Genomic DNA, 21,309 nt, shown 5'->3' with positions numbered 1-21,309 from the left:
CGAGAAATGACTCCGCACGAACCCCTCAAGCTGGTCGACAGCGTGCAGGCGATCAACTGGAACCGCATCCAGGACGACAAGGACCTCGAGGTCTGGAACCGCCTGGTGAACAACTTCTGGCTGCCCGAGAAGGTGCCGCTGTCGAACGACATCCAGTCGTGGAACACGCTCACCCCCGACGAGCAGACGCTCACGATGCGGGTGTTCACCGGCCTGACGCTGCTCGACACCATCCAGGGCACCGTCGGCGCCGTGTCGCTCATCCCCGATGCGATCACTCCGCACGAGGAGGCCGTCTACACGAACATCGCGTTCATGGAGTCGGTGCACGCGAAGAGCTACTCGTCGATCTTCTCGACGCTGTGCTCGACGAAGGAGATCGACGAGGCGTTCCGCTGGTCGGTGGAGAACCCGAACCTGCAGAAGAAGGCGCAGATCGTCACGGATTACTACCGCGGCGACGACCCGCTCAAGCGCAAGGTCGCCTCGACCCTGCTGGAGAGCTTCCTCTTCTACTCGGGGTTCTACCTCCCGATGCACTGGTCGAGCCGGGCGAAGCTCACCAACACCGCCGACCTCATCCGCCTCATCATCCGTGACGAGGCCGTGCACGGCTACTACATCGGCTACAAGTTCCAGCGCGGGCTCGAGACGCTCGACCAGGCGCGCAAGGACGAGCTGAAGGACTACACGTTCTCGCTGCTCTACGAGCTGTACGACAACGAGGTGCAGTACACGCAGGACCTCTACGACGGCGTCGGCCTGACCGAGGACGTCAAGAAGTTCCTGCACTACAACGCCAACAAGGCCCTGATGAACCTGGGCTACGAGGCGATGTTCCCCTCGACGGTCACCAACGTGAACCCGGCGATTCTGTCGGCGCTCTCCCCGAACGCGGACGAGAACCACGACTTCTTCTCGGGGTCGGGCTCCTCGTACGTCATCGGCAAGGCCGAGGCCACGGAAGACGACGACTGGGACTTCTGAGTCCCCCGGCCGACGTCGACGATCGATGGGCCCCGCGACCCGCTCACCATGAGCAGGTGGCGGGGCCCTTCCGCGTGGACGTGCACCCGGCAGTCGTCACCGGGCGTCGCGCTCGTCGGCCAACCGGGCGCGGCGCTCCTCCTCGCGCTTGGAGTACGTGGCGGCCCGGATCGCCTCGTCGGACTCCAGGCCGGTGCCCAACGCCCCGCCGACAGTCGCCGCCGACGCGACGAACCAGGTGAGCACGAACAGATCGCCGAACTCGACGGACCGCCCGAGGTCTTCACTCATGACCGCGGGGTCGAGGACGAACAGCGCCCATGCCAGGTTCACGACGTAGAGCGTCAGATAGCAGATGACGATCCCGACGGTGAGGGTCAGCAGCGTCGAGGTGTTGTAGAGATGGGATCGCTCCCGCGCCGCGGGCGAGTCGTCGTCGGGTCGGTCCCACAGCCTGCCGTCGATCACGATCCAGGCGATGATGATCGCGATCGAGGCCACCGTCGCCGCCACCAGGCGCCAGGGCGACAGCGAGAGGGCGAGAGACCACACGGTCGGCTCGATGGTCGCCACCGCGCCGGTGGCGAGGGCGGCGACGAGCGCCGATTTGAGACCCGCGGCGAGCCGCCACGGGCGGTTGGCCAGCACCATGCCCAGGAGCACACGCCCCCGGGCGCTGAGCCGGGGGAGCGGCAGGCGCTGCTCTTCCGGCGAGACGGGTTCAGCCATCCCGTCCACGAGGCCCCGAACCGCGTGTCGTGCGCGGCGCTGCACCCAGAACCCTCCCAGTGCGGGAAGCGACAGGACGGCGGAGCGCCGTCGAGGGTGGACCGCTGCCAGGAGATAGCGGCCGTCGTCGTCGCGGAGCGGAAGCTCGGTGACGCCGATGACGAGGTCCCACCCGTGCTGATCGGCGTGCGAGCGGAGTCGCTCCAGAGCGACGTCGACATCCTCCGACCCGAGGGTGAACGGCTCGCTGACGAGCTCGACGATCCATCCGTCGGCCTCGGCGGCGAGCGGTGGAGTGAGGCCGGTCATCCGGCGCGCAACGGCGGTGGGCGACGCCGGATCCGCGACGAGACCCACTCTGATCGTCTCCATGCGCGGAACCTACACCCGCACCGCGCCGGCCCCAGGGCCTTGACAGCCCCGGACGAGTCTTCCTCCCGCGAGCGCAGCACGGCCTTCGCATGCGGGAGAGTCGCCCGCTACAGTCGTGGCATGGGAACCATGCAGTACGGGAGCGGCAGCGAGATCCAGATCGAGGACCGCGCCCTCGCACACCTCAAGGTCGCGATCGCGACCAAGCTCCGCCGCAACGAGAGCTTCACGCTCTCCTGGCGTCACCCCGAGGGCGACACCCCCGGTCGCTCGACCATCTGGCTGCACCCGTCCATCCCGCTCCGGTTCACGTTCGAGGAGCCGGAGACCCCGCAGCTCAACGTGAAGTGGATCCAGGCGCTGATGGTCGAGGCGAGCTCGTCCGGAGGTATCAGCCTGGTCGACGAAGTCATCGATGGTCCCGCCGAGTAAGCGCTCGGCGGTGCCGGCGTGGCACTGACCCGCGAGGCACTGCGCCGTGAGCTGGGGGAGGCCCTCGGTCGTCCCGTGTCGTCGGACACCGACTGGGCGGAGGCCTTCGCCGGGAGAGCGTCGACACCGCGCCTCCAGCTCGTCGCACTGCTGCTGATCATGGACGTCAGCCCGCAGCTCGTGAACGGGTGGCGGCATCGATCGGCCGAAGACGATCTCATCCGCTCCCTCCCGCGCAAGAAGCTGCCCTGGGACGCGGAGACCGCGGCGTTCGCCCTGCGCGCCGCGCTCGCCATCGATGCCATGAGCTATGTGTGCGCCCCGGCGCTGCGCGGCGCCGAGACGGCGATGGACGCCGGGCATCGGGATGCCGAGCTGTATGAGGCGCTCGAGGCCAGCGTGCAGCACCTCGACGGGCTGATGTCCGGACGGTTCGCCTCGCGCTACGGCGTCGACAAGGATCTCAAGGTCGCGCGCCGCCTGCGGGCGTCGTTCCTGCCGTCGGGAGTCCTCGACCTCACGGTGGTCGACGACGGAGACGAGTGGGCCGAGCGGGCACGACGACTCGCCCGCGCGCTGCCCGTGGATGACATCGAACCGATCGTGCGGCACCTGGCCGCGCTCGGACACAAGGCGCCGTCCCAGACCTGGCAGCGCCAGGCGCGGCAGCACGTGCAGTCCGACGCCGGCCGCCGTTTGGTGCGCGAGTGGATACGCGCCGCGGCCGAGACCGGGGTGGCCGCGGACGGCCATCTCTTCACGCCGTCGAACGAGGATCTCGTGCGCGCGGCCGTCGTCGCCGCGCGCTGGCTGTCCTCGGACGACGTACCCGCGCCGCTGCTCGGCGCGCTCGCCCGCCAGGGCGCCGCCACGCGACCCCCGCAGACCGAGTCGCTCGCCCTGCGGGTGGCGACCGCGGCGATCGACAGTCTGGTGCAGCGCGAGGCGCCCGCCGACACCGCAGAGCTCGAGGCGCTGCTGGAGAGCATCGCACGCCGCGATCTGGTGAAGCGCATCGGAACGGCGCTCGGCTCGGAGGCGACGGCCCGAGCGGCGACGCGCGACGACGACCTGAAGCGGGAGAAAGCGGCGGCCGTGCGGGCCAAGGCGAATCCGATCCCCCGGGTGCTGCGTGGTGAGGTCGATCGGCTGTTGCGCGACCACGTCGACGGCACGATGCGCGGATTCGGCTTCCGCAAGTCGGGGCGCACGTGGCGGCGGACCGTGGAGGACCGCGTCGAGGTCATCGACTTCTTCTCCAGCGGCCTGCACATGAGCGTGCACTACGGCGTGCTGTTCCCGGCGCTGCATCCGGAGGACGGCGTCGCCGCCCACCGCGACCCGCAGCGGGTGAAGCCCTACCAGCTCGATGTGTCGATCGTGGAGAGCGCGTGGTTCGCGGAGGAGGACACCCTCGAGCGGCTGGCCGCCCGCGTGCGCTCGGCCATCGTGCCGTTCCTGGGCGCCTGCGGCGACCGGGCTCGGCTCGCGGCGGTGCTCACCACAGGGGAGGGCATCCCGGCTGCGGAGGGCGTGCGGGATCCGGTGACCGGCCACACCGAGACGACGCTCCACCTGCGCACCCGACCGTTCACGCCCGGCATCGCGCTCGGCGCCCTGTCGTGCGTGGCCGGGGACCGGCTCTCCGCGCAGGCGTGGCTCGACGACGCCGATGCCGCGGTCGATCCCCTCAGCCATCCACGGTCGAAGGCGGAGATCGACTACTGGCGCCGGCGCCTCGCGGCCACGGAGTGAGGGCGCCGCGGCGGGTGTCCTCGCGTCAGGATGCCGGGTACGGCTGCGCGGTCAGCTGCCGTGCGAGGTGTGCCGCGTTGCGCGCGGCCGTCTGGATGGCCGAGGCCACCTTCTCCGGGGTCTCCTCGAGGTCTTTGTAATCGACCGTCTGCATCGCCTCGCCGTTCCAGTACACCGAGGCCTGGGCGGGGATCGTGTAGCCGATGTCGTCGAGCGCCTGGAACAGGATCGCCGAGATGTGGTGGGCGCCGTCCTCGTTCCCGAGCACGCCGGCGATCGCGACCTTGTCGAACAGGATCGGGCGGCCCTGGTCGTCGGTCTCGCTCAGCTCGGCGTCGAGCCGCTCGAGCACGCGCTGCGCCACGCTCGAGTGCTGGCCCATCCAGATCGGCGTCACGAACACGAGGATGTCCGCCGCCAGCACCCGCCGACGCAGAGTCGGCCACTGGTCGCCGTCGCCCATGTCCTTCTCGACGCCGGGGCGGATGTCGAAGTCGACGGCCCGCACCACGTCGCCCGAGACGTCATGAGCGGACAGGGCGTCGAGCAGCTGGCGCGAGAGGAGATCGGAACTCGACTCCGCGGGGGACGGCTTGAGCGTGCAGGAGATCGCGAGGGCGGTGAGCGTACTGGTCATGCGACGATCACACCAGGGCCGGTGACCGCGGCACAGGGCCTTCCCGGGCCCGGGCTATCCTGGTAGGGCACCGACGACAGGAGATCCCGTGATCCTCAGCTTCTTGTTCTTCATGATCCTCTTCCTCGGGGGCTTCTGGCTGCTGGGGATCGCGCACGAGCTTCCCGATACTGCCGCCGCGCTCACCTTCTGCGCCGGCATCATCCTGGTCTCGCTCGCCCTCGGTTTCGCGATGCGGCAGCGCGGTTCGGCCACGCGCCGCTCCAAGAACTGGACCGGCAGCCCGACCGAGTGAGGCCGACCCCGTCGGCGCGATCGCTCAGCGCCGACGGGACAACCGCGCCTCCAGGTTCGCCCGGACCGCGGGCCACTCGGGCTCGATGATGGAGTACTCGACGCTGTCGCGGAGCGCGCCGTTGCGGTAACGACTCATCGCGCGCATCACGCCGTCCTGCTTGGCGCCCAGTCGCTCGATCGCCGTGCGCGACTGGAAGTTGACCCACTGCGTGGTGAGCCCCACGCGGAACACCCCGAGCGTTTCGAACGCGTGCCGCAGGAGCAGCAGCTTCGACTCCGCGTTGGTTCCGGTCCCGTGCGCGGACGGGCGGTTCCAGGTGTAGCCGATGTGGAGCCGAGGCACGTCGGCGACGATGTCGTAGTACGACGTGAGGCCGAGGATCCGTCCGCTCGCGTCGATCGCGGTGAACGGCAGCATCTCGCCGCGGTCGACGAGCCCGAGCCGCCGATCCACCTCCGCGGCCACGCCGTCGGGCTCCGGGACCGACGTGTACCACGCCGTCTTCCACAGCTCGCCCTCGCGGACGGCGTCGACCAGCCCGTCGATGTGGGAGCGATCGAGGGGACGCAGCTCGACGAGGTCGCCGGTCAGGGTCACGGGGGCGGGTGGGACGAGGAAGGCCATGTCCCCATTCAACCAGCGCGATGCGGGTGGATCTCACGCCGCCCGAGTCGCGGTGGTCCCCTGGCGCAGCAGACGCTGGAAGGCGACGACGATCTCGACCGTGACATCGAGCTCGAAGGCGAGGCTCGCGAGGTGCGCGCCGCGAGCCCGCTCGGCGGCGGCATACGCCTGCGGTGTGAGGAGGAGCCGGGCGGCCCATTCGTCCGCCGCCCGTTCCTGGCGTTCGCGGGTGTGGGGGACCTCGGTGGGTCGATGACCGAGATGTGCGTGACCCAGCTCATGCGCCAGCACGCTGCGGGCCGTCCGTCTGCTCATGCCCGGCGCGAGGCGGATGGTGCCGGTCGCGGGATCGAACCCGCCGCGCGTGCGTCCCGGGCGCTCGATCACGCGCAGACCGAGGTCTTCGGCGCGCAGGAGGAGCTGCTGCATGTGCGTCCTCCCACGGTCGTCGGCGTCAGTCGTAGAGGTCGTCGGTGTCGGCGTCGTGCCGCTCGTCGGATTCGAAGGCGACCTCGCGGGTATTGTCGCGCGGGGTGGCGACATCGGCGGTGCGGCGCAGGGGAGTGATGATGGCGGTGGTGCCGTCGGCGTCGAGGCGCTCCTCGGCTCTCGCGACCAGGACGTGCGGCTCGATCCCGAGAGTCGCGCACACGGCATAGACCACGGGCACCGGGATCGCGCGCTTTCCGGTGACGTAGTTGTCGAGGGCGCTGCGTGCGATCCCCACGCTGCGCGCCATCGCCGCGATGCTGCTGCGCGCGGCGGCGATCTCGGCCCGCATCTGCCGCCCGACGGCCTCGTTGAACTGCTCGGCAGGTGTCCTCATTCGGCACACCCTAGCAGCGCTCCGAGATCAAGATGCCGTCATATCGGTTCATTCTTCCCGAGTGAGTGTCCACGTGTGGGGGTAGTGTCGGCGTATGGGGACAGAACTGAGTCACACGATGGCATCGACGGTGGAGGCGGCGCGACTGCACGCCGGAGTGTCGCTCGACCGGCTGGCGGATCGATCAGGCATCTCCGCTCGTCGACTGCACGACCTCTTCGACGCGCGCGTGGACTTCACCATGGTCGACCTCGCGCGCATCGCGGCGGCGCTCGACATCCCGGTGACGGACCTCCTGCCGTTCTCGACTGCCGTGGACCCGTGAGTGCGCGATAGCGTGGCGACCATGAAGACCGTGCCCTTCGGAACCGCCACCGCCCCCGCCGTCATCGCCGGGATGATGCGTATCGCCGACAAGGACGACGCCCACATCCGCGAGCTGTATGCGACAGCCCGCGAGGCCGGCATCGACTTCTTCGACCACGCCGACATCTACGGCGGTGCGATGCACCGCTGTGAGGCCCGCTTCGCGGAGGCGCTCGCCCTCAGCCCGGGCGAGCGCGACGAGATCGTGCTGCAGACCAAGTGCGGCATCGTGCCGACGCAGGGGATGTTCGACTTCTCCTACGACCACATCGTCACCCAGGTCGAGGGATCGCTCGCGGCGCTGCGCACCGATCGCATCGACGTCCTGCTGCTGCACCGACCGGACGCGCTCGTCGAGCCCGACGAGGTCGCGCGCGCGTTCGACCACCTCGAGTCCTCCGGCAAGGTCAGGGCGTTCGGCGTCTCGAATCACACCCCGTCGCAGATCGACCTGCTCCGCACGGCCGTCCGCCAGCCCCTGATCGCCAACCAGCTGCAGCTGTCGCTCACCCACGCGCCGATCATCGCGCAGCCGGTCGCAGCGAACATCGGCGGACACGACCAGAGCATCGTGCGCGACGGCGGCGGCATCGTCGACTACTGCCGGCTGAACGGCATCACGGTGCAGGCGTGGTCGCCGTTCCAGAGCGGCACCGACGCCGGTGTCTTCCTGGGGAGTCCGGAGTATGCCGAGCTGAACGCCGTGATCGACCGGCTCGCGGCCCAGTACGGCGTCGAGCCGATCGCGATCGCCACCGCGTGGATCACGCGGCACCCCGCCGGGATGCAGGTCGTGCTGGGGACCACGACCCCCGAGCGCGTGCGGGACGCGGCGGCCGGCGCCGACGTCGTCCTCACGCGGCCCGAGTGGTACGAGCTGTTCCGCGCCGCCGGGCATCTCCTGCCCTAGGGCGGCGCGGCGCACGACCCGTCGTCTACCCTGAACTCATGCCGTTCCTGTTCTCGCTGCTGATCATCGCGCTGATGGTCGGTGCGCTGATCGACATCATCACCCGCGACGACGGGCAGGTGAAGCACCTGCCCAAGATGGTGTGGCTGATCATCGTGATCCTGCTGCCGCTCGTCGGAAGCCTGCTGTGGTTCGCGCTCGGACGCGAGTACGGCGAGGGCGGCGTCGCGATCCCCCGGATGCGGAGGGCCGAACGACCCGCCGCACCCACCGTGACGGCGCCCCCCTCCCGGCCCCGCGACACCCGCACGACGGAGCAGCAGATCGCCGACCTCGACCGCGAGATCGAGGAGTGGCGGTTGCGCGAGGAACTCGAGAAGCGGCGACGCGACGACGGCGACGCGCCCGCGGCGGGAGCGTAGACGGTTCGGAGACCGGCCGTTCGAGACGATCCTGGCTCGGGGTGCGCGTCGGTGCCATCATGCCGGTATGAGCGCACCCGTGAACGTGGAGAACTTCGCCGTCGCCGAGACCCACCGCATGATGTCCGACCTGCAGCGCGATGCCGGGGGCGTGAACCGGTTCCGACACAACAGGGAGCCGGCCGCGATCGAGCATCAGACGGTCATCCGGCTCAACCGCGACACGCTCTACAGCTTCGCCGTCGTCGACATCCGCGCGGGGGCGACGCTCACGATCCCGGACCACGGCGATCGCTACCTCTCGGCGATGGTCGTCAACGAACGCCACTACGTGGACGCCGTCTTCCACGACCCCGGAGAGTACCGGCTGACCACCGAGCGGTTCGGCACACCCTACGTCGTGGTCGCGGTGCGCATCCTCGTCGACCCGGAAGACCAGGCAGACGTGGCCGTCGTGACGGCGCTCCAGGATCAGCTCGGGATCGACAGTGCGTCCGCCGAACCGTTCCCCCTCCCCGACGACGACCCCGCGGACCTGGACGAGACACGCGGGGCGCTGCTGACTCTTGCGCGGAACCTGCGCGGCTTCGACCGCATGTTCGGGGCCGAGGCCGAAGTCGATCCGATCCGGCACCTGATCGGAACCGCGGCGGGGTGGGGAGGGCTGCCCTCCTGGGAGGCTCAGTACATCGGAGTCGACCCGCGGCTGCCGCAGGGGCGGTACGAACTCCGAGTGGTCGACGTTCCCGTGGACGGGTTCTGGTCCATCTCGGTGTACAACGCCGACGGCTTCTTCGAGCCGAACGACCGCGGTGCCTACACGATCAACAACATCACCGGAGTCCGGGACGACGACGGCGCCATCACGGTGCGGTTCGGCGACCACCCCGACGGCGTGCCGAACGTGATCCCGATTCCGGAGGGGTGGAACTACCTCGTGCGTCTGTACCGTCCGCGGGCCGAGCTCCTCGACGGGAGCTGGACGTTCCCGGCCCTGCAGCGTTCGGTGTGACCCTCGCCCGAGACGTCGACCTGATCGCGCGCCGGGGTGCGATCAGGTCGACGCGGCGAAGGAGGAGCGCAGCGCCTCATCGAGGTCGGGGTGGCGGAAAGTGAAGCCCGCGGCACGGAGCTTCTCGGGCAGCACCCACCGGCTCTTCAAGACGAGCTCGGTCTCGGTGCGGATGCCGATCGCGCCCAGCTCCAGCATCCACCGCGGCGTCGGCGGGCCGAGACGCACCCCCAGCGCGCGACGCACGGCCGCCATGAAGGCGACGTTGTCCACGGGGTTCGGTGACGCGGCGTTCACCGGACCCTCCAGCGCCGGCGTCTGCTCCAGGAACTCCACGATCCGCGCCACATCCTCGAGGTGGATCCAGCTGAACCGCTGGCGACCGCGGCGCGCGCCGAAGCGATGCGCGGTGCCGGCCTCCCGGCGCGCACGGCTCACCGGCCAGCGCCCGTCGTACTGCGGACCACCGAGGCCCAGGCGGGCGAGGGTGCGCAGCGGGCCGAGCACTCCGCCGTCGCCCAGCACGATCGCGCTGCGTAGGGCGACACGGCGCGTGCCGGGCAGCGCGCCCGCGAACAGCTCCCGCTCCCAGGCCTTCGCGACCTCGACCGAGAAGCCGCTGCCGAGCTCGCCGTCCGCCTCGGTCATCGGCCGGTCCTCGGCGTGGCGGTAGATCGTCGCGGTGGACGAGTTGATCCACAGGGCGGGCCGGGCCGAGGCACGCGCGATCGCGGTGCGCAGGGCGGCGGTGGTGTCGAGCCGGGAGCGGAAGATCTCAGCGCGGTTCGCCGGCGTGTACCGGCAGTTGACGCTCTTGCCCGCGAGGCCGAGGACGAGCGCGGAACCCTCGACCGCCGCGTCGATCCCGGCCTGATCGGTCCAGGCGAGGTCGGCGCCCGAGCGAGAGACCGTCACGACCTCCCGCCCCTGTCCGCGCAGGCGCTCCGTGAGGTACTGCCCCATGAATCCGGTGGACCCGCCCACCACGACCCGTCCTGTGCTCATGCGCGGTCATCCTCCGGTGGTCGGGGCTCGGCGCCCGGGGTGGGGCGGAGCAGGCGGTCCAGCAGCGTCAGCGCCTCGTGCTGCGGGGCGTCGGGGTCGAGCAGCCACTGCGTCTGCAGGCCGTCCGAGGCGGCGATGACCAGGGCCGCGACCGCTTCGGGGTCGGCGTCGTCGCGGATGCGCCCCTCGCGCTGCTGCTGCCGCACGGTCGCGGCGATGCTCGCTCGCAGTCGCGCGAACCGGTCGGTGGCGAACTCCCTCGCCGCCGGATGGCCCTCCTCGAGCGCGGAGGCCACCAGGGTCGAGTACAGCTGCACGAGTCCTGGCACCTCGCGGTTGACCCTGGCCGACAGGATCATGCTCTCGACGGGCGTCGCGTCGTCTCGCGCCTCGGGGTGCCGACCAGGGGCGTTGCTCTCGCGGTAGACGGCTACCAGAAGCTCCTCCAGAGAGCCGAAGTAGTGCGTGAGGGCGGCGTGCGTGACGCCGACCTCGCTGGCGATCGCGCGCAGGCTCGTGCGGTCGGCGCCGCGGGTCGCGAACACCTCGATCGCTCGATCGAGGATCTCCTGCCGACGCGCGATCCCCTTGGCGTAGGCGCCGCGGACGCGTGGGCGCTCGGGACCGTCGCCGGAGGAGGGGGGCATGGCCCGAGTCTAGTGCGATCAAAACTTCCATGTGGAGGTATTGGGTGATAGCGTGCCAGCGCGGGGCACCACCCGCGAGTCGCCGACGACCCGAGGAGCACGACCGATGACGATCCAGACGTCCCTGCAGCTGTTCACCATCCGCGAGCAGCTGGAGGCCGACCTCGACGGCACTCTCGCCGCCGTCGCCGCGCGCGGGTTCACGGCCGTCGAGCCGTACGACTTCGTGCGCAGGGCCGAGGCGATGGCCGCCGCGCTCGCCGCCGCCGGTCTCACCGCGCCCTCCGGACACGCGTTCCTGGCGTCGGAGTCGTTCGTCAACCCGGACGGCAGCGGCACCACCCTGCCCGTGCCCGCGCCCGCCGAGGTGTTCGCGGCGGCGAAGACGCTCGGCATGCACACCGTGATCGACCCGTACACCGAACCTGCCCGCTGGGAGTCGGTGGAGCAGATCGCCGAGACCGCCCGACTGCTCAACGCCGCGGCCGAGGTCGGCGCCGCGATGGGCGTGCGCGTCGGCTACCACAACCACGCCCACGAGCTCGAGGCCGCGTTCGACGGCGTGACGGGTCTGGAGGTGCTGGCAGGCCTGCTCGACGACCGCGTGGTGCTGGAGGTGGACCTCTACTGGGTGGCGCGCGGTGGGGTCGACCCCGTGGCCCTGCTGGAGCGCCTGGGCGACCGCGTGATCGCGGTGCACGCCAAGGACGGCACGCTCGACCCCGCCCTGCTCGACGCCTACCCGCCGGCGGACCAGGTGCCCGCGGGCGACGGCGCCGTCCCGCTCGTGGCGGCCATCGCGGCGGCCCCCGCGCTCGAGCTCGCCATCGTGGAGTTCGACCACTACGAGGGCGACCTGTTCGACGCGATCGAGCGCAGTCGGCGGTTCCTCGACGCGGAGGTCGCGGGCTGATGGGGCGCGCAGGCGACGCGGTCGGCGTCGGCATCATCGGCGCGGGCAACATCAGCGACCAGTACCTGCAGAACCTGACCCGGTTCCCCGACGTGCGGGTGCTCGCGCTCGGCGACCTCCTCCCGGAGCGCGCCCGCTCTCAGGCCGAGGCGTACGGCGTGCCGCGGGCGGGCGGCGTGGACGTGGTGCTCGACGACCCCGACATCGCCGTGGTCGTCAACCTCACGATCCCGGCCGCGCACGTCGCGGTGTCCGAGGCGATCATCCGCGCCGGGAAGCACGTGTGGACGGAGAAGCCGCTCGGCGTGAGCCGGGAGGAGGCCAGCCGGCTGCTGCGCACCGCCGAGGCGGCCGGACGGCGCATCGGCGCCGCACCCGACACGGTGCTCGGCCCCGGGGTGCAGACCGCGAAGCGCGCGATCGCCCGCGGCGACATCGGGCGGCCGCTGTTCGGGCAGACGACGTTCCAGTGGCAGGGCCCGGAGATCTTCCACCCGAACCCGGCGTTCCTCTACGCCAAGGGCGCCGGTCCGCTGCTCGACATGGGCCCGTACTACGTCTCGACGCTCGTGCACGTGTTCGGCCCGGTGGCGGCGGTCGCCGCGCTCGGGCTGCAGGGGGCGCCGACCAGGCGGGTGCAGGTCGGCGAGCTCGCCGGGCAGGAGTTCCCCGTCGAGATCCCGTCGACGCTGAGCGTGCTGCTCGACTTCGAGGGCGGCGGCCAGGCCCAGAGCCTCTACAGCACCGACTCGCCCCTCGTGCGGCAGGGCATCGTGGAGATCACCGGCACCGAGGGCACGATCACGATCCCCGACCCCAACACCTTCGGGGGGCCGATCACGATCACCCGCCCGCTCGCGCGCCACTTCGTGCCGCCGGAGCCCGTGGAGCAGGAGATCGTCGACGTCGCCCAGGAGGGCGTGCTCGCCGGTCGCGGCATCGGCCTGTTGGACATGGTCCGCTCGATCGCGGACGACCGCCCGCACGTCGCCACGGGCGAGTTCGCGTACCACGTGCTCGACACGCTGCTGTCGATCGAGGAGGCCGCAGAACAGCGCCGCTTCGTCGAGGTGGCCAGCACGCTCGATCAGGTCGGCGCGCTGTCGGCCGACTTCGACCCCTTCGCCGCGACATAGCGGTCGACGCTCGCGGGGGAGAGCACCTCGCGGGCGACCATGATCGCCGCCCCCAGCACCGCGGCCCGGTCTCCGGCCTGGGACTGCACGATGGCCAGGTGCTGGGTGGCGAGGGGGATCGACCGGCGGTACACGACCTCGCGGACACCGGCCAGCAGATGCTCGCCGGCCCGCGCGATGCTGCCGCCCAGCACGATGATCGACGGGTTGAGGAGGTTCACGACGGTGGCGAGCACCTCGCCCACGTCGCGGCCCGCCTGCCGGGTCGCCTCGATCGCCGCCGCGTTGCCTCCGCGCACCAGGTCGACCACGTCGGAGGCGCTGTGCACCTCGTGCCCCGCCGCGCGCAGCGCGATCGCGAGGGCCGAGCCGCTGGCCAGGGCCTCGAGGTCGCGCTCGTCGTCCGGATCGCGCTCGGATCCCGCCCCCCGCGGCACCTGCACGTGGCCCATGTCGCCCGCCGACCCCTGGGCTCCGCGCTGCAGCTGTCCGCCCGCGATGATGCCGGCGCCGATGCCCGTGGACACCTTGACGAAGATCAGGTCGTCGACGCGGGGCCAGCTGGTGGCCTGCTCGCCGAGCGCGAGGATGTTCACGTCGTTGTCGACCAGCACGGGCACGTCGAATGTCCGCTGCACATAGGCGGGAACGTCGAAGCGGTCCCACCCCGGCATGATCGGCGGGTTCGTGGGCCGTCCGGTCGAGTGCTCGACGGGGCCGGGCACCCCGATGCCGACACCGACCAGCGGTAGTCCGTCCGCGGTCGCCGCGAGCAGCGCGGCGCCGTCGGCGAGGATGGTGTCGAGGAGCTTCTCGGGGCCGTCGCCGATGTCGATCGTGCGCGTGCGGGCGTCGAGGATGACACCGGACAGATCGGCGACCGCGACCGTGGCGTGCGTGGCACCGAGGTCGACCGCGAGCGAGAGTCCGGCGCGGGGATTGAAGGCCACCCGCGCGGGCGGGCGTCCGCCCGTGGAGGCGGCTTCGCCCGCCGGCCGCAGGAGCCCGGCGGCGAGGAGCGCGTCGACACGGAGGGCGACCGTCGAGCGGGCGAGTCCGGTGAGCGCCGCGAGCTCGGCCTTGGTGCGCGCCTGGCCGTCGCGGAGGATCTGGAAGATCTCGCCCGTCCCCGGGGAGGGCACCGTGACCGGCCTCAGCACGTCAACCATTCGGTCAGTAAACCACAGCACTTCGGAGTGCAGACGCAGAACTTCGAATTCGGTTCGAACAACTTTTGACGAAAAGCTAGCAAAAGTCGTTCGGGGTGTGTCAGACTCCCCGACATGACAACGGATGTCACAGACACCGGTCTCGGGACGATCCGAGCCGGCATCCTCGGCGGGGGATTCATGGCCCGCGTCCACCGCGCGGCAGCGCGCGACGCAGGGGGAGAGCTGCGGGCGATCGCCACCCGGTCGGCCGCGGGCGGACGCGATGCGGCGCAGGCCCTGGGGGCCGAGCGGGCGGAGGTCGACGCCGACGCCCTCCTCGACGCCGACGACATCGACGTGGTGCACATCTGCACCCCCAACGCCACGCACGCCGACCTCGCGCGCCGCGCGCTGCACGCCGGCAAGCACGTGATCTGCGAGAAGCCGCTCGCGACCACCGCGGACGATGCCCGCGAGCTCGCGGAGGCGGCCGCCGCGGCCGGCCTCATCGGCGCCGTCCCCTTCATCTACCGCTACCACCCCATGGTGCGCGAGGCCAGGGCCCGCATCGCCAGGGGAGAGGCGGGAGACCTGCTCACCCTCGACTGCTCCTACCTCCAGGACTGGATGCTGCTGCCCGGCGACGACGACTGGCGCGTGAGGTCTGAGGCAGGCGGCGCCTCGCGCGCCTTCGCCGACATCGGCTCGCACCTGTGCGACCTGATCGAGTTCGTCACGGGAGAGCGCATCCGTGCCCTCAGCGCCCGCAGCCGCCGCGTCTACGCGGAGCGCGGCGGGCACGCCGTCGACACCGAGGACCTCGTCGCCGTGCTCGTCGAGACCGGCTCCGGCGCGCTCGGCACGCTGCTCATCTCGCAGATGGCACCGGGGCGGAAGAACGCCCTCACCCTGGAGCTGCACGGCTCGCGGCAGAGCCTGCGCTTCGAGCAGGAGCGCCCGGAGGAGCTCTGGGTCGGGATGCGCGAGGAGTCCCGGCTGCTGCTGCGCGACCCCGCGACCGCCGGCGCCGATGCGGCCCGGCTGCAGCGGGTGCCAGCGGGGCATGCGATGGGCTACCAGGACGCGTTCAACGGCTTCGTCGCCGACGTGTACGCCGCGATCGGCGGGGCCCGACCGGACGGACTCCCGACCTTCGCCGACGGACACCGCTCCGCCGTGCTCACCGAAGCCGTGCTCGACTCGGCGGCGCACGACGGCCGATGGGTGGAGGTGACGGCATGACCGCCACGACGACGCAGCCCGTGCTCGCGGCGCGCGGCATCCGCAAGTCGTTCTTCGGCGTGGAGGTGCTGCACGGCGTCGACCTGGACGTGCGACCGGGTGAGGTGCACGGCCTCGTGGGCGAGAACGGTGCGGGAAAGTCCACGCTCATGAAGATCATCGCCGGAGTGCAGCCCGCCGACGAGGGCACCCTGACGTACCTCGGCGAAGAGGTGCACCACGCGCACCCGCGGCAGGCCATGGACGCGGGCATCGTGACCGTGTTCCAGGAATTCACGCTCCTGCCCGAGCGCACGGTCGCGCAGAACGTGTACCTCGGACGCGAGCCGCGCCGGGCGGGCTTCGTGGACGTGCGCGGCATGAACGCGAAGACGAGCGCACTGCTCGACGACCTCGGAGTGTCGTTCATCGACCCGCAGGCCCGCGTCGGCGCGCTCACCGTCGCCGAGCAGCAGATCGTCGAGATCGTGAAGGCCCTGTCGTTCGACGCCCGGGTCATCTCGATGGACGAGCCGACGGCGGCGCTCAGCGACCGCGAGGTCGAGCTGCTGTACGCCATCATCCGCCGGCTCACCTCGCGCGGGGTCGCGGTGCTCTACGTGTCGCACCGGCTCAAGGAGATCTTCGACCTCTGCGACCGCATCACCATCCTCAAGGACGGCGCCCTCGTGTCCACCGACGACACCGCGGCGCTCACGACCGACGAGCTCGTGCGGCGCATGGTCGGCCGCTCCATCCAGTCGTACTTCCCCGACGCGCTCGAGGGCACCGAGGTGGGGGAGCCGCGGCTCGAGCTCGACGGCTGCGGCAACGCCTACGTGGACGGGGTGTCGCTCACGCTGCGCGCCGGCGAGATCGTCGGCGTCGCCGGGCTCCAGGGCTCCGGACGCACGGAGCTCGTGGAGGGCGTGTTCGGCATCCAGGCGTTCACGCGCGGCACGATGCGCATCGACGGCGCCCCCGTGCGCATCACCGGCCCCCGGGCGGCCGTCCGTGCGGGGCTCGCGCTCGTGTCGGAGGACCGCAAGGCGCAGGGCCTCGCGCTCGGCCAGTCGGTGCTCGACAACGCCCTGCTGGTCGTGCGCAGCGTGTTCGCCGGGCGCACGGCCGCGTCGCGCCGCGAGGTGCCCGGCGTGCTCAGCGCGCTGGAGGTGTCGTCGCGCGGGCTCGACCAGGAGGTGCGGTACCTCTCCGGCGGCAACCAGCAGAAGGTCGTGCTCGCGAAGTGGCTGCTCACCGGACCGCAGATCGTGCTGTTCGACGAGCCGACACGCGGCATCGACGTGGGCGCGAAGTACGCGGTGTACGAGCTGATGCGCCAGCTCGCGGCGCAGGGCACGGCCGTGCTGATGGTCTCGAGCGAGCTGCCGGAGGTGATCGGCATGAGCGACCGCATCCTGGTGATGCACGACGGGGAGCTGGTCGCCGAGCTGCCCGCGGGCTCCGCGGAGCACGAGATCCTCGCCGCGGCGACCGGTGCGGATGCGCGCCCCTCGACCGAGGGAGGCCAGCGATGACCACCGCCACCCGCCCCCGGCTGCGCATCGACTCCACCGTGATCGTGCTCGGCATCCTCGTGCTGACCCTCGTGGTCGGGGCGATCCTCGTCGCGACCGTCGGCCGCAACTTCCTCAGCCCCGGCAACATCCGCGACGTGCTGACCGGCATGAGCGTGCTCGGACTGGTCGCGATCGGGCAGACGCTCGTGGTGCTCGGGGCGTCGCTCGACCTCTCCGTCACCTACGTCATCAGCCTGTCGAGCCTGCTCGCGGCCACCCTGATGAACGGCAACCCCGGCAACATCCCGGTCGCCGTGGCCGTCACGCTGCTGGTGTGCGCGGGCATCGGGCTGCTCAACGGCGTGATCGTGACGGTGCTCAAGGTGAATGGCTTCATCGCCACGCTCGGCGTGGGGCTGATCCTCCAGGGCATCCTCAACACGAACTTCGAGGGCTCGGCGGGCAACGTCCCCTGGGCGTTCCAGCTGATCGGCGCCACCGGCGTCGGGCCCGTCCCGGTGTCGACGATCATCATGATCGTGCTCGCCGTGGTGGTCTGGGTGCTGCTGAACCGCACCCGCACCGGCGCGCACCTGTACGCCGTCGGCGGCGACCCGGAGATCGCACGGCTCAGCGGCGTGCGCACGCGGATGCCGCTGATCTGGGCGCACGTGCTGTGCTCCGTGTTCGCGGGGCTCGCCGGACTGCTGCTCGCGAGCCGCCTCGGCGTCGGGAGCCCGACTGTGGGGCAGCAGGGCGGCTATGCGCTGCTCTCGATCGCCGCGGTCGTGCTGGGCGGCACGCTGCTCCTCGGCGGCCGCGGCTCCATCTGGGGCACGATCGGCGGCGTCGCGATCCTCGCGGTGGTCGACAACGTGATGAGCGTGCTGCAGGTGAACCCGTTCCTGAAGGACGTGGTGCGCGGCGTGGTCATCGTCGCGGCGGTCGCGGTGTACAGCCGTCGCGCGATCGTGCGGCGTCGCCCGCGCTTCGGCGCCGGGGGCACGCGCACCGGGGGCGATGCGGCGGCCAGAGCCGCGGAGGCCGACATGGCGGCGGCGGCGCGGGAGCTCGCGCCCAGTCCCGGCTCCACGACCGAAGGAACGCGCTCATGAAGGCCCTGCGCACCCTCGTCAGCCCGCGCGGCGCGGTGTTCCTGCTGCTGGTGGTGCTGCTCGTCGCGGTCACGATCCTCAACCCGAGCTTCGCCGAGCCGGGGCAGTTCATGCGGTTCCTGCAGCGGGTCGCACCCATCGCCATCGTCGCGATCGGGCAGTACTTCGTGATCATCGCCGGCGAGTTCGACCTGTCGCAGGGCTCGCTCATCACGGCGCAGGTCATCATCGCCGGCAACCTGGTGGGCCAGGACGACGCCCGCACCATCCCGGTGCTGCTGCTCATGGTGGTCTTCGCGGTGGCCGTCGGGCTCGTGAACGGCCTGATCACGACGCTGCTGAAGGTGCCGTCGTTCATCGTGACGCTCGGCATGATGCTCGCGCTGCTCGGCGGGGTGATGTGGTGGACAGGGGGAGCGGCCACCGGAAACCCCGCCGACAGCTTCCGCGAGATCGGACGTGGCGGCCTGCGCGACGTGCCGCTGCTGGACTTCATCCCGTGGGCGGTGCTGCTGCTGATCGTGTGGCTCGCGCTGGGCATCGTCCTCACGAAGCGGCCGCTCGGCAAGACCCTCATCGCCATCGGCGACAACGCCAGGGCCGTGGACTACGCCGGTGCCCGCCGCGCCTGGGTCACCACGCGCGCGTTCGTGATCTCCTCGCTCTCGGCCACGCTGTCGGCCGTGCTGCTGGTCGGCTATGCGGGCGTGCACCCGTCGGTCGGCCGCGGCTACGAGTTCACCGCCATCACGGCGGTCGTGCTCGGCGGCGTCGTGCTCGGCGGTGGCCGGGGCTGGATCGTGGGCGCGGTCGCCGGGGCGTTCACGCTCGAGGCGCTGTTCATGCTCCTCAACATCGCGGGCGTGCCGTCCACGCTGCGCGACGCCGTGCAGGGCGTCATCATCATCGCGGCGGTGGCCTACTCCGCCGTCGCCTTCCGTGCCCGCCGCGCACGCGGCCCCCAATCCGCGGCGCCGGAGCCCGCGGAACCCCAACCAGCGGCGCCCGTGACCCACGGGGCCGCCACGACCTCACGCACCATCCACACAGAAACCAGAGGAGATTAGCAATGCGACGATCGATGAAGATCGCCACCGCCGGGGTGGCCCTCTTCGGCCTCATCGCGCTCGCCGGGTGCACGACCGACCCGTCCGTGGCGCCGGCGGAGTCGGAGAACCCCGAGCAGGCGGCGGAGACGACCGAGTGGTTCGACCAGGAGCTGTTCGACAAGCAGGACGAGGAGCGCGGCGTGGAACCCCAGGGTCCCGCCGACGAGCCCTACCTGCAGCACATCAACGCCGAGATGGTCGACACGTCCGAGTTCGCCAGCGCCGGGGCCAAGAAGGCCTGCTTCGCGAACGCCTCGATCTCCAACCCGTGGCGGCAGACGGGCTGGATCACCATGAACGAGCAGCTCAAGGCGCTGCAGGAGGCCGGGGCGATCAGCGAGATGGAGACGCGCGACGCGCAGGACTCCGATGACACGCAGATCGCCGACATCGACTACTTCATCTCGGAGGGGAACTGCGACGTGTTCCTCATCTCGCCGAACAGCACGGCGGCGATGACGCCCGCCGTCGACCGGGCGTGCGAGACCGGGAAGCCCGTGGTGGTGTTCGACCGCGGTGTGAACACCGACTGCCCCGTCACCTTCATCCACCCCATCGGCGGCTTCGCCTGGGGCATCGACACGGCCGAGTTCCTGATCGACAACCTGGAGGAGGGCGACAAGGTCGTGGCCCTGCGCATCCTCCCCGGCGTCGACGTGCTGGAGCACCGCTGGGCCGGTGCCGAGAAGCTGTTCGACGAGGCGGGCATCGAGGCCGTGGACTACTTCACGGGCGCCGACCCGGCGGAGATCAAGAGCATCATCAGCGACGAGCTCGCCAAGGGCGACGTCGACGGCATCTGGATGGACGCCGGTGACGGCGCCGTCGCGGCCATCGAGGCGTTCGAGGACGCCGGCGCGGACTACCCGGTCATGACCGGTGAGGACGAGATGAGCTTCCTTCGCAAGTGGAAGGACACGGGCCTCACCGGCCTCGCCCCGGTGTACTCGAACTTCCAGTGGCGCACCCCGCTGCTCGCGGCGCAGATGATCTTCGCCGGCCAGGAGGTGCCGAAGGAGTGGGTGCTGCCGCAGAAGCCCATCACCGAGGCGGAGCTGGACGACTACCTGGCGGCGAACGAGGGCATGCCCGACGGCCACTACGCCAAGTTCGGCGGGGAGAACCTCCCCGGTTACCCGACGGTGTGGCAGGAGCGGCAGATCCCGTAACCGCCTGCGCTCCCGCCCTTCCGCTCCGTGTCACCGGGGTGGGAGGGTGGGAGCGACTCCCTGATCGAAGGACAACGATGCCCCGCACGATCGCCGTCAACACCTGGGTGTGGACGTCTCCGCTCACCGACGAGACGCTGGGGCCGCTCGCGCACACCGCCGCACGGATGGGCTACGACGCCCTGGAACTGCCGCTGGAGAACCCCGGCGACTGGGATCCCGTGCGGGCGCGTGCCGTGCTGGACGACCTCGGGATGGGCGCGGTCCTGGTCGGCGCGATGGGGCAGGGGCGGTCGCTCGTGGCACGCGCGGGCGACGTGCCGGCGACGCAGGACTACCTGCGCGCCTGCCTCGACGCGGCCGCGATCCTCCGTTCCCCGGTCGTGGCCGGTCCGTTCTATGCGCCCACCGGGGCGACCTGGCGGATGGACGCGGGGGAGCGCACCGCGGTCGTGGCCGAGCTGCGGGAGAACCTGGCGCCCCTGGCGGACGAGGCGGCGGCCGCCGGGCTCATCCTCGCCGTCGAGCCCCTCAACCGGTATGAGACGAGCGTGCTCAACACGGTCGCGCAGAGCCTCGACGCGCTCGAGCCGCTGCTGGGCGCGGGCGTGGGGCTCGCCCTCGACACGTACCACCTCAACATCGAGGAGAAGCGGCCGGCCGACGCGATCAGGACCGCGGGATCCGCGATCGCCCACGTGCAGGTGTGCGGCAGCGACCGCGGGGCGGTGGGCGACGACCACACCGACTGGCCGGGCATCCTCGCGGCGCTCGACGACGCGGGCTACCGCGGGGTGCTCGGGCTGGAGAGCTTCACCGGCGAGAACGCGACGATCGCGGTCGCGGCGTCGGTGTGGCGCCCGCTCGCTGCGAGCCAGGACGAGCTCGCCGCGCGCAGCATCGCCCATCTGCGCGCCCTCGGTGCCTGACCCCGCGACCCCGCCCGCCCCCGC

At 71.2% G+C, this 21,309-nt stretch carries 24 protein-coding genes; 16 read left to right on the top strand and 8 right to left on the bottom strand.

What is annotated here, in order from left to right:
* The first annotated feature begins 6 nt into the window (after positions 1-6).
* Positions 7-987: a class 1b ribonucleoside-diphosphate reductase subunit beta gene (gene nrdF / locus ACWGQ1_RS10055; RefSeq protein WP_136031130.1), complete on the top strand. Its 981-nt coding sequence runs from the start codon at positions 7-9 to the stop codon at positions 985-987.
* Between the two features lie 96 nt (positions 988-1,083).
* Here nrdF and ACWGQ1_RS10050 read toward each other — a convergent pair whose 3' ends face one another.
* Positions 1,084-2,088, bottom strand: a complete 1,005-nt coding sequence (locus ACWGQ1_RS10050) for a hypothetical protein (protein WP_240745426.1) — start codon at positions 2,086-2,088, stop codon at positions 1,084-1,086.
* Between the two features lie 120 nt (positions 2,089-2,208).
* Here ACWGQ1_RS10050 and ACWGQ1_RS10045 point away from each other — a divergent pair, with 120 nt between their 5' ends.
* Positions 2,209-2,520 (top strand): DUF7882 family protein, encoded by a 312-nt coding sequence (locus ACWGQ1_RS10045; RefSeq protein ID WP_136031128.1) that lies wholly within the window; start codon positions 2,209-2,211, stop codon positions 2,518-2,520.
* Positions 2,521-2,538: 18 nt separating this feature from the next.
* Positions 2,539-4,275, top strand: coding sequence for a hypothetical protein (locus ACWGQ1_RS10040; protein WP_452312887.1), 1,737 nt, complete (start codon positions 2,539-2,541; stop codon positions 4,273-4,275).
* Between the two features lie 25 nt (positions 4,276-4,300).
* Here ACWGQ1_RS10040 and ACWGQ1_RS10035 read toward each other — a convergent pair whose 3' ends face one another.
* Complete coding sequence (locus tag ACWGQ1_RS10035; RefSeq protein ID WP_136037194.1) at positions 4,301-4,912, bottom strand: flavodoxin family protein; 612 nt, start codon at positions 4,910-4,912, stop codon at positions 4,301-4,303.
* Between the two features lie 88 nt (positions 4,913-5,000).
* Between ACWGQ1_RS10035 and ACWGQ1_RS10030 the strand changes: the two genes are divergently transcribed.
* A complete protein-coding gene (locus tag ACWGQ1_RS10030; RefSeq protein ID WP_136031122.1) occupies positions 5,001-5,207 on the top strand; it encodes a hypothetical protein in 207 nt (68 codons plus the stop codon).
* A gap of 24 nt (positions 5,208-5,231) precedes the next feature.
* Here ACWGQ1_RS10030 and ACWGQ1_RS10025 read toward each other — a convergent pair whose 3' ends face one another.
* The 3 genes from ACWGQ1_RS10025 to ACWGQ1_RS10015 are packed head-to-tail and all read right to left on the bottom strand — an operon-like array spanning position 5,232 to position 6,660.
* A complete protein-coding gene (locus tag ACWGQ1_RS10025) occupies positions 5,232-5,834 on the bottom strand; it encodes a GNAT family N-acetyltransferase (RefSeq protein WP_136031120.1) in 603 nt (200 codons plus the stop codon).
* 33 nt (positions 5,835-5,867) lie between these two features.
* Positions 5,868-6,263: an ImmA/IrrE family metallo-endopeptidase gene (locus tag ACWGQ1_RS10020; RefSeq protein ID WP_136031117.1), complete on the bottom strand. Its 396-nt coding sequence runs from the start codon at positions 6,261-6,263 to the stop codon at positions 5,868-5,870.
* Positions 6,264-6,288: 25 nt separating this feature from the next.
* Positions 6,289-6,660 (bottom strand): helix-turn-helix domain-containing protein, encoded by a 372-nt coding sequence (locus ACWGQ1_RS10015; RefSeq protein ID WP_136031115.1) that lies wholly within the window; start codon positions 6,658-6,660, stop codon positions 6,289-6,291.
* A gap of 94 nt (positions 6,661-6,754) precedes the next feature.
* Between ACWGQ1_RS10015 and ACWGQ1_RS10010 the strand changes: the two genes are divergently transcribed.
* The 4 genes from ACWGQ1_RS10010 (at position 6,755) to ACWGQ1_RS09995 (ending at position 9,370) form a co-directional block, all read left to right on the top strand.
* A complete protein-coding gene (locus tag ACWGQ1_RS10010; RefSeq protein WP_206253032.1) occupies positions 6,755-6,985 on the top strand; it encodes a helix-turn-helix domain-containing protein in 231 nt (76 codons plus the stop codon).
* A 21-nt stretch (positions 6,986-7,006) separates the two neighbouring features.
* Complete coding sequence (locus ACWGQ1_RS10005) at positions 7,007-7,936, top strand: aldo/keto reductase (RefSeq protein WP_136031111.1); 930 nt, start codon at positions 7,007-7,009, stop codon at positions 7,934-7,936.
* Between the two features lie 38 nt (positions 7,937-7,974).
* Complete coding sequence (locus ACWGQ1_RS10000; RefSeq protein WP_136037193.1) at positions 7,975-8,358, top strand: PLD nuclease N-terminal domain-containing protein; 384 nt, start codon at positions 7,975-7,977, stop codon at positions 8,356-8,358.
* Positions 8,359-8,425: 67 nt separating this feature from the next.
* A complete protein-coding gene (locus ACWGQ1_RS09995; RefSeq protein WP_452312886.1) occupies positions 8,426-9,370 on the top strand; it encodes a DUF1214 domain-containing protein in 945 nt (314 codons plus the stop codon).
* A 42-nt stretch (positions 9,371-9,412) separates the two neighbouring features.
* Here the strand turns inward: ACWGQ1_RS09995 and ACWGQ1_RS09990 are convergent, their stop codons facing one another.
* Entirely contained in the window at positions 9,413-10,375 is a 963-nt protein-coding gene (locus ACWGQ1_RS09990; RefSeq protein WP_136037192.1) for an epimerase, read from the bottom strand.
* The gene (locus tag ACWGQ1_RS09985) at positions 10,372-11,022 is read right to left on the bottom strand and encodes a TetR/AcrR family transcriptional regulator (protein ID WP_136037191.1); all 651 of its coding nucleotides are present in this window, start codon (positions 11,020-11,022) and stop codon (positions 10,372-10,374) included. The genes ACWGQ1_RS09990 and ACWGQ1_RS09985 overlap by 4 nt, the downstream gene beginning before the upstream one ends.
* Before the next feature lie 106 nt (positions 11,023-11,128).
* On the opposite strand from ACWGQ1_RS09985, the gene ACWGQ1_RS09980 reads away from it, so the two are divergent.
* Positions 11,129-11,935 carry a sugar phosphate isomerase/epimerase family protein gene (locus tag ACWGQ1_RS09980; protein WP_136031102.1) on the top strand — a complete coding sequence of 269 codons (807 nt, stop codon included), beginning with the start codon at positions 11,129-11,131 and terminating at the stop codon, positions 11,933-11,935.
* A complete protein-coding gene (locus ACWGQ1_RS09975; RefSeq protein WP_136037190.1) occupies positions 11,935-13,071 on the top strand; it encodes a Gfo/Idh/MocA family protein in 1,137 nt (378 codons plus the stop codon). Before ACWGQ1_RS09980 ends, ACWGQ1_RS09975 begins: the two co-directional genes overlap by 1 nt.
* Here ACWGQ1_RS09975 and ACWGQ1_RS09970 read toward each other — a convergent pair.
* Positions 13,023-14,240, bottom strand: coding sequence for an ROK family transcriptional regulator (locus tag ACWGQ1_RS09970; RefSeq protein ID WP_136031098.1), 1,218 nt, complete (start codon positions 14,238-14,240; stop codon positions 13,023-13,025). The genes ACWGQ1_RS09975 and ACWGQ1_RS09970 overlap by 49 nt on opposite strands.
* Positions 14,241-14,354: 114 nt before the next feature.
* Between ACWGQ1_RS09970 and ACWGQ1_RS09965 the strand changes: the two genes are divergently transcribed.
* The 6 genes from ACWGQ1_RS09965 (at position 14,355) to ACWGQ1_RS09940 (ending at position 21,285) form a co-directional block, all read left to right on the top strand.
* The gene (locus ACWGQ1_RS09965) at positions 14,355-15,464 is read left to right on the top strand and encodes a Gfo/Idh/MocA family protein (protein ID WP_136044197.1); all 1,110 of its coding nucleotides are present in this window, start codon (positions 14,355-14,357) and stop codon (positions 15,462-15,464) included.
* Positions 15,461-16,981: an ATP-binding cassette domain-containing protein gene (locus ACWGQ1_RS09960; protein ID WP_452312885.1), complete on the top strand. Its 1,521-nt coding sequence runs from the start codon at positions 15,461-15,463 to the stop codon at positions 16,979-16,981. Before ACWGQ1_RS09965 ends, ACWGQ1_RS09960 begins: the two co-directional genes overlap by 4 nt.
* Positions 16,978-18,078 (top strand): ABC transporter permease, encoded by a 1,101-nt coding sequence (locus tag ACWGQ1_RS09955; RefSeq protein ID WP_136044829.1) that lies wholly within the window; start codon positions 16,978-16,980, stop codon positions 18,076-18,078. Before ACWGQ1_RS09960 ends, ACWGQ1_RS09955 begins: the two co-directional genes overlap by 4 nt.
* Positions 18,075-19,145 (top strand): ABC transporter permease subunit, encoded by a 1,071-nt coding sequence (locus tag ACWGQ1_RS09950; protein WP_452312884.1) that lies wholly within the window; start codon positions 18,075-18,077, stop codon positions 19,143-19,145. Before ACWGQ1_RS09955 ends, ACWGQ1_RS09950 begins: the two co-directional genes overlap by 4 nt.
* A gap of 14 nt (positions 19,146-19,159) precedes the next feature.
* Positions 19,160-20,356 (top strand): substrate-binding domain-containing protein, encoded by a 1,197-nt coding sequence (locus ACWGQ1_RS09945; protein WP_372490612.1) that lies wholly within the window; start codon positions 19,160-19,162, stop codon positions 20,354-20,356.
* A gap of 77 nt (positions 20,357-20,433) precedes the next feature.
* Entirely contained in the window at positions 20,434-21,285 is an 852-nt protein-coding gene (locus ACWGQ1_RS09940; RefSeq protein ID WP_452312883.1) for a TIM barrel protein, read from the top strand.
* The last annotated feature ends 24 nt before the right edge of the window (positions 21,286-21,309 follow it).

Source organism: Microbacterium sp. NPDC055599, assembly GCF_053618975.1.
This window is presented reverse-complemented; position numbering and strand designations above follow the sequence as displayed.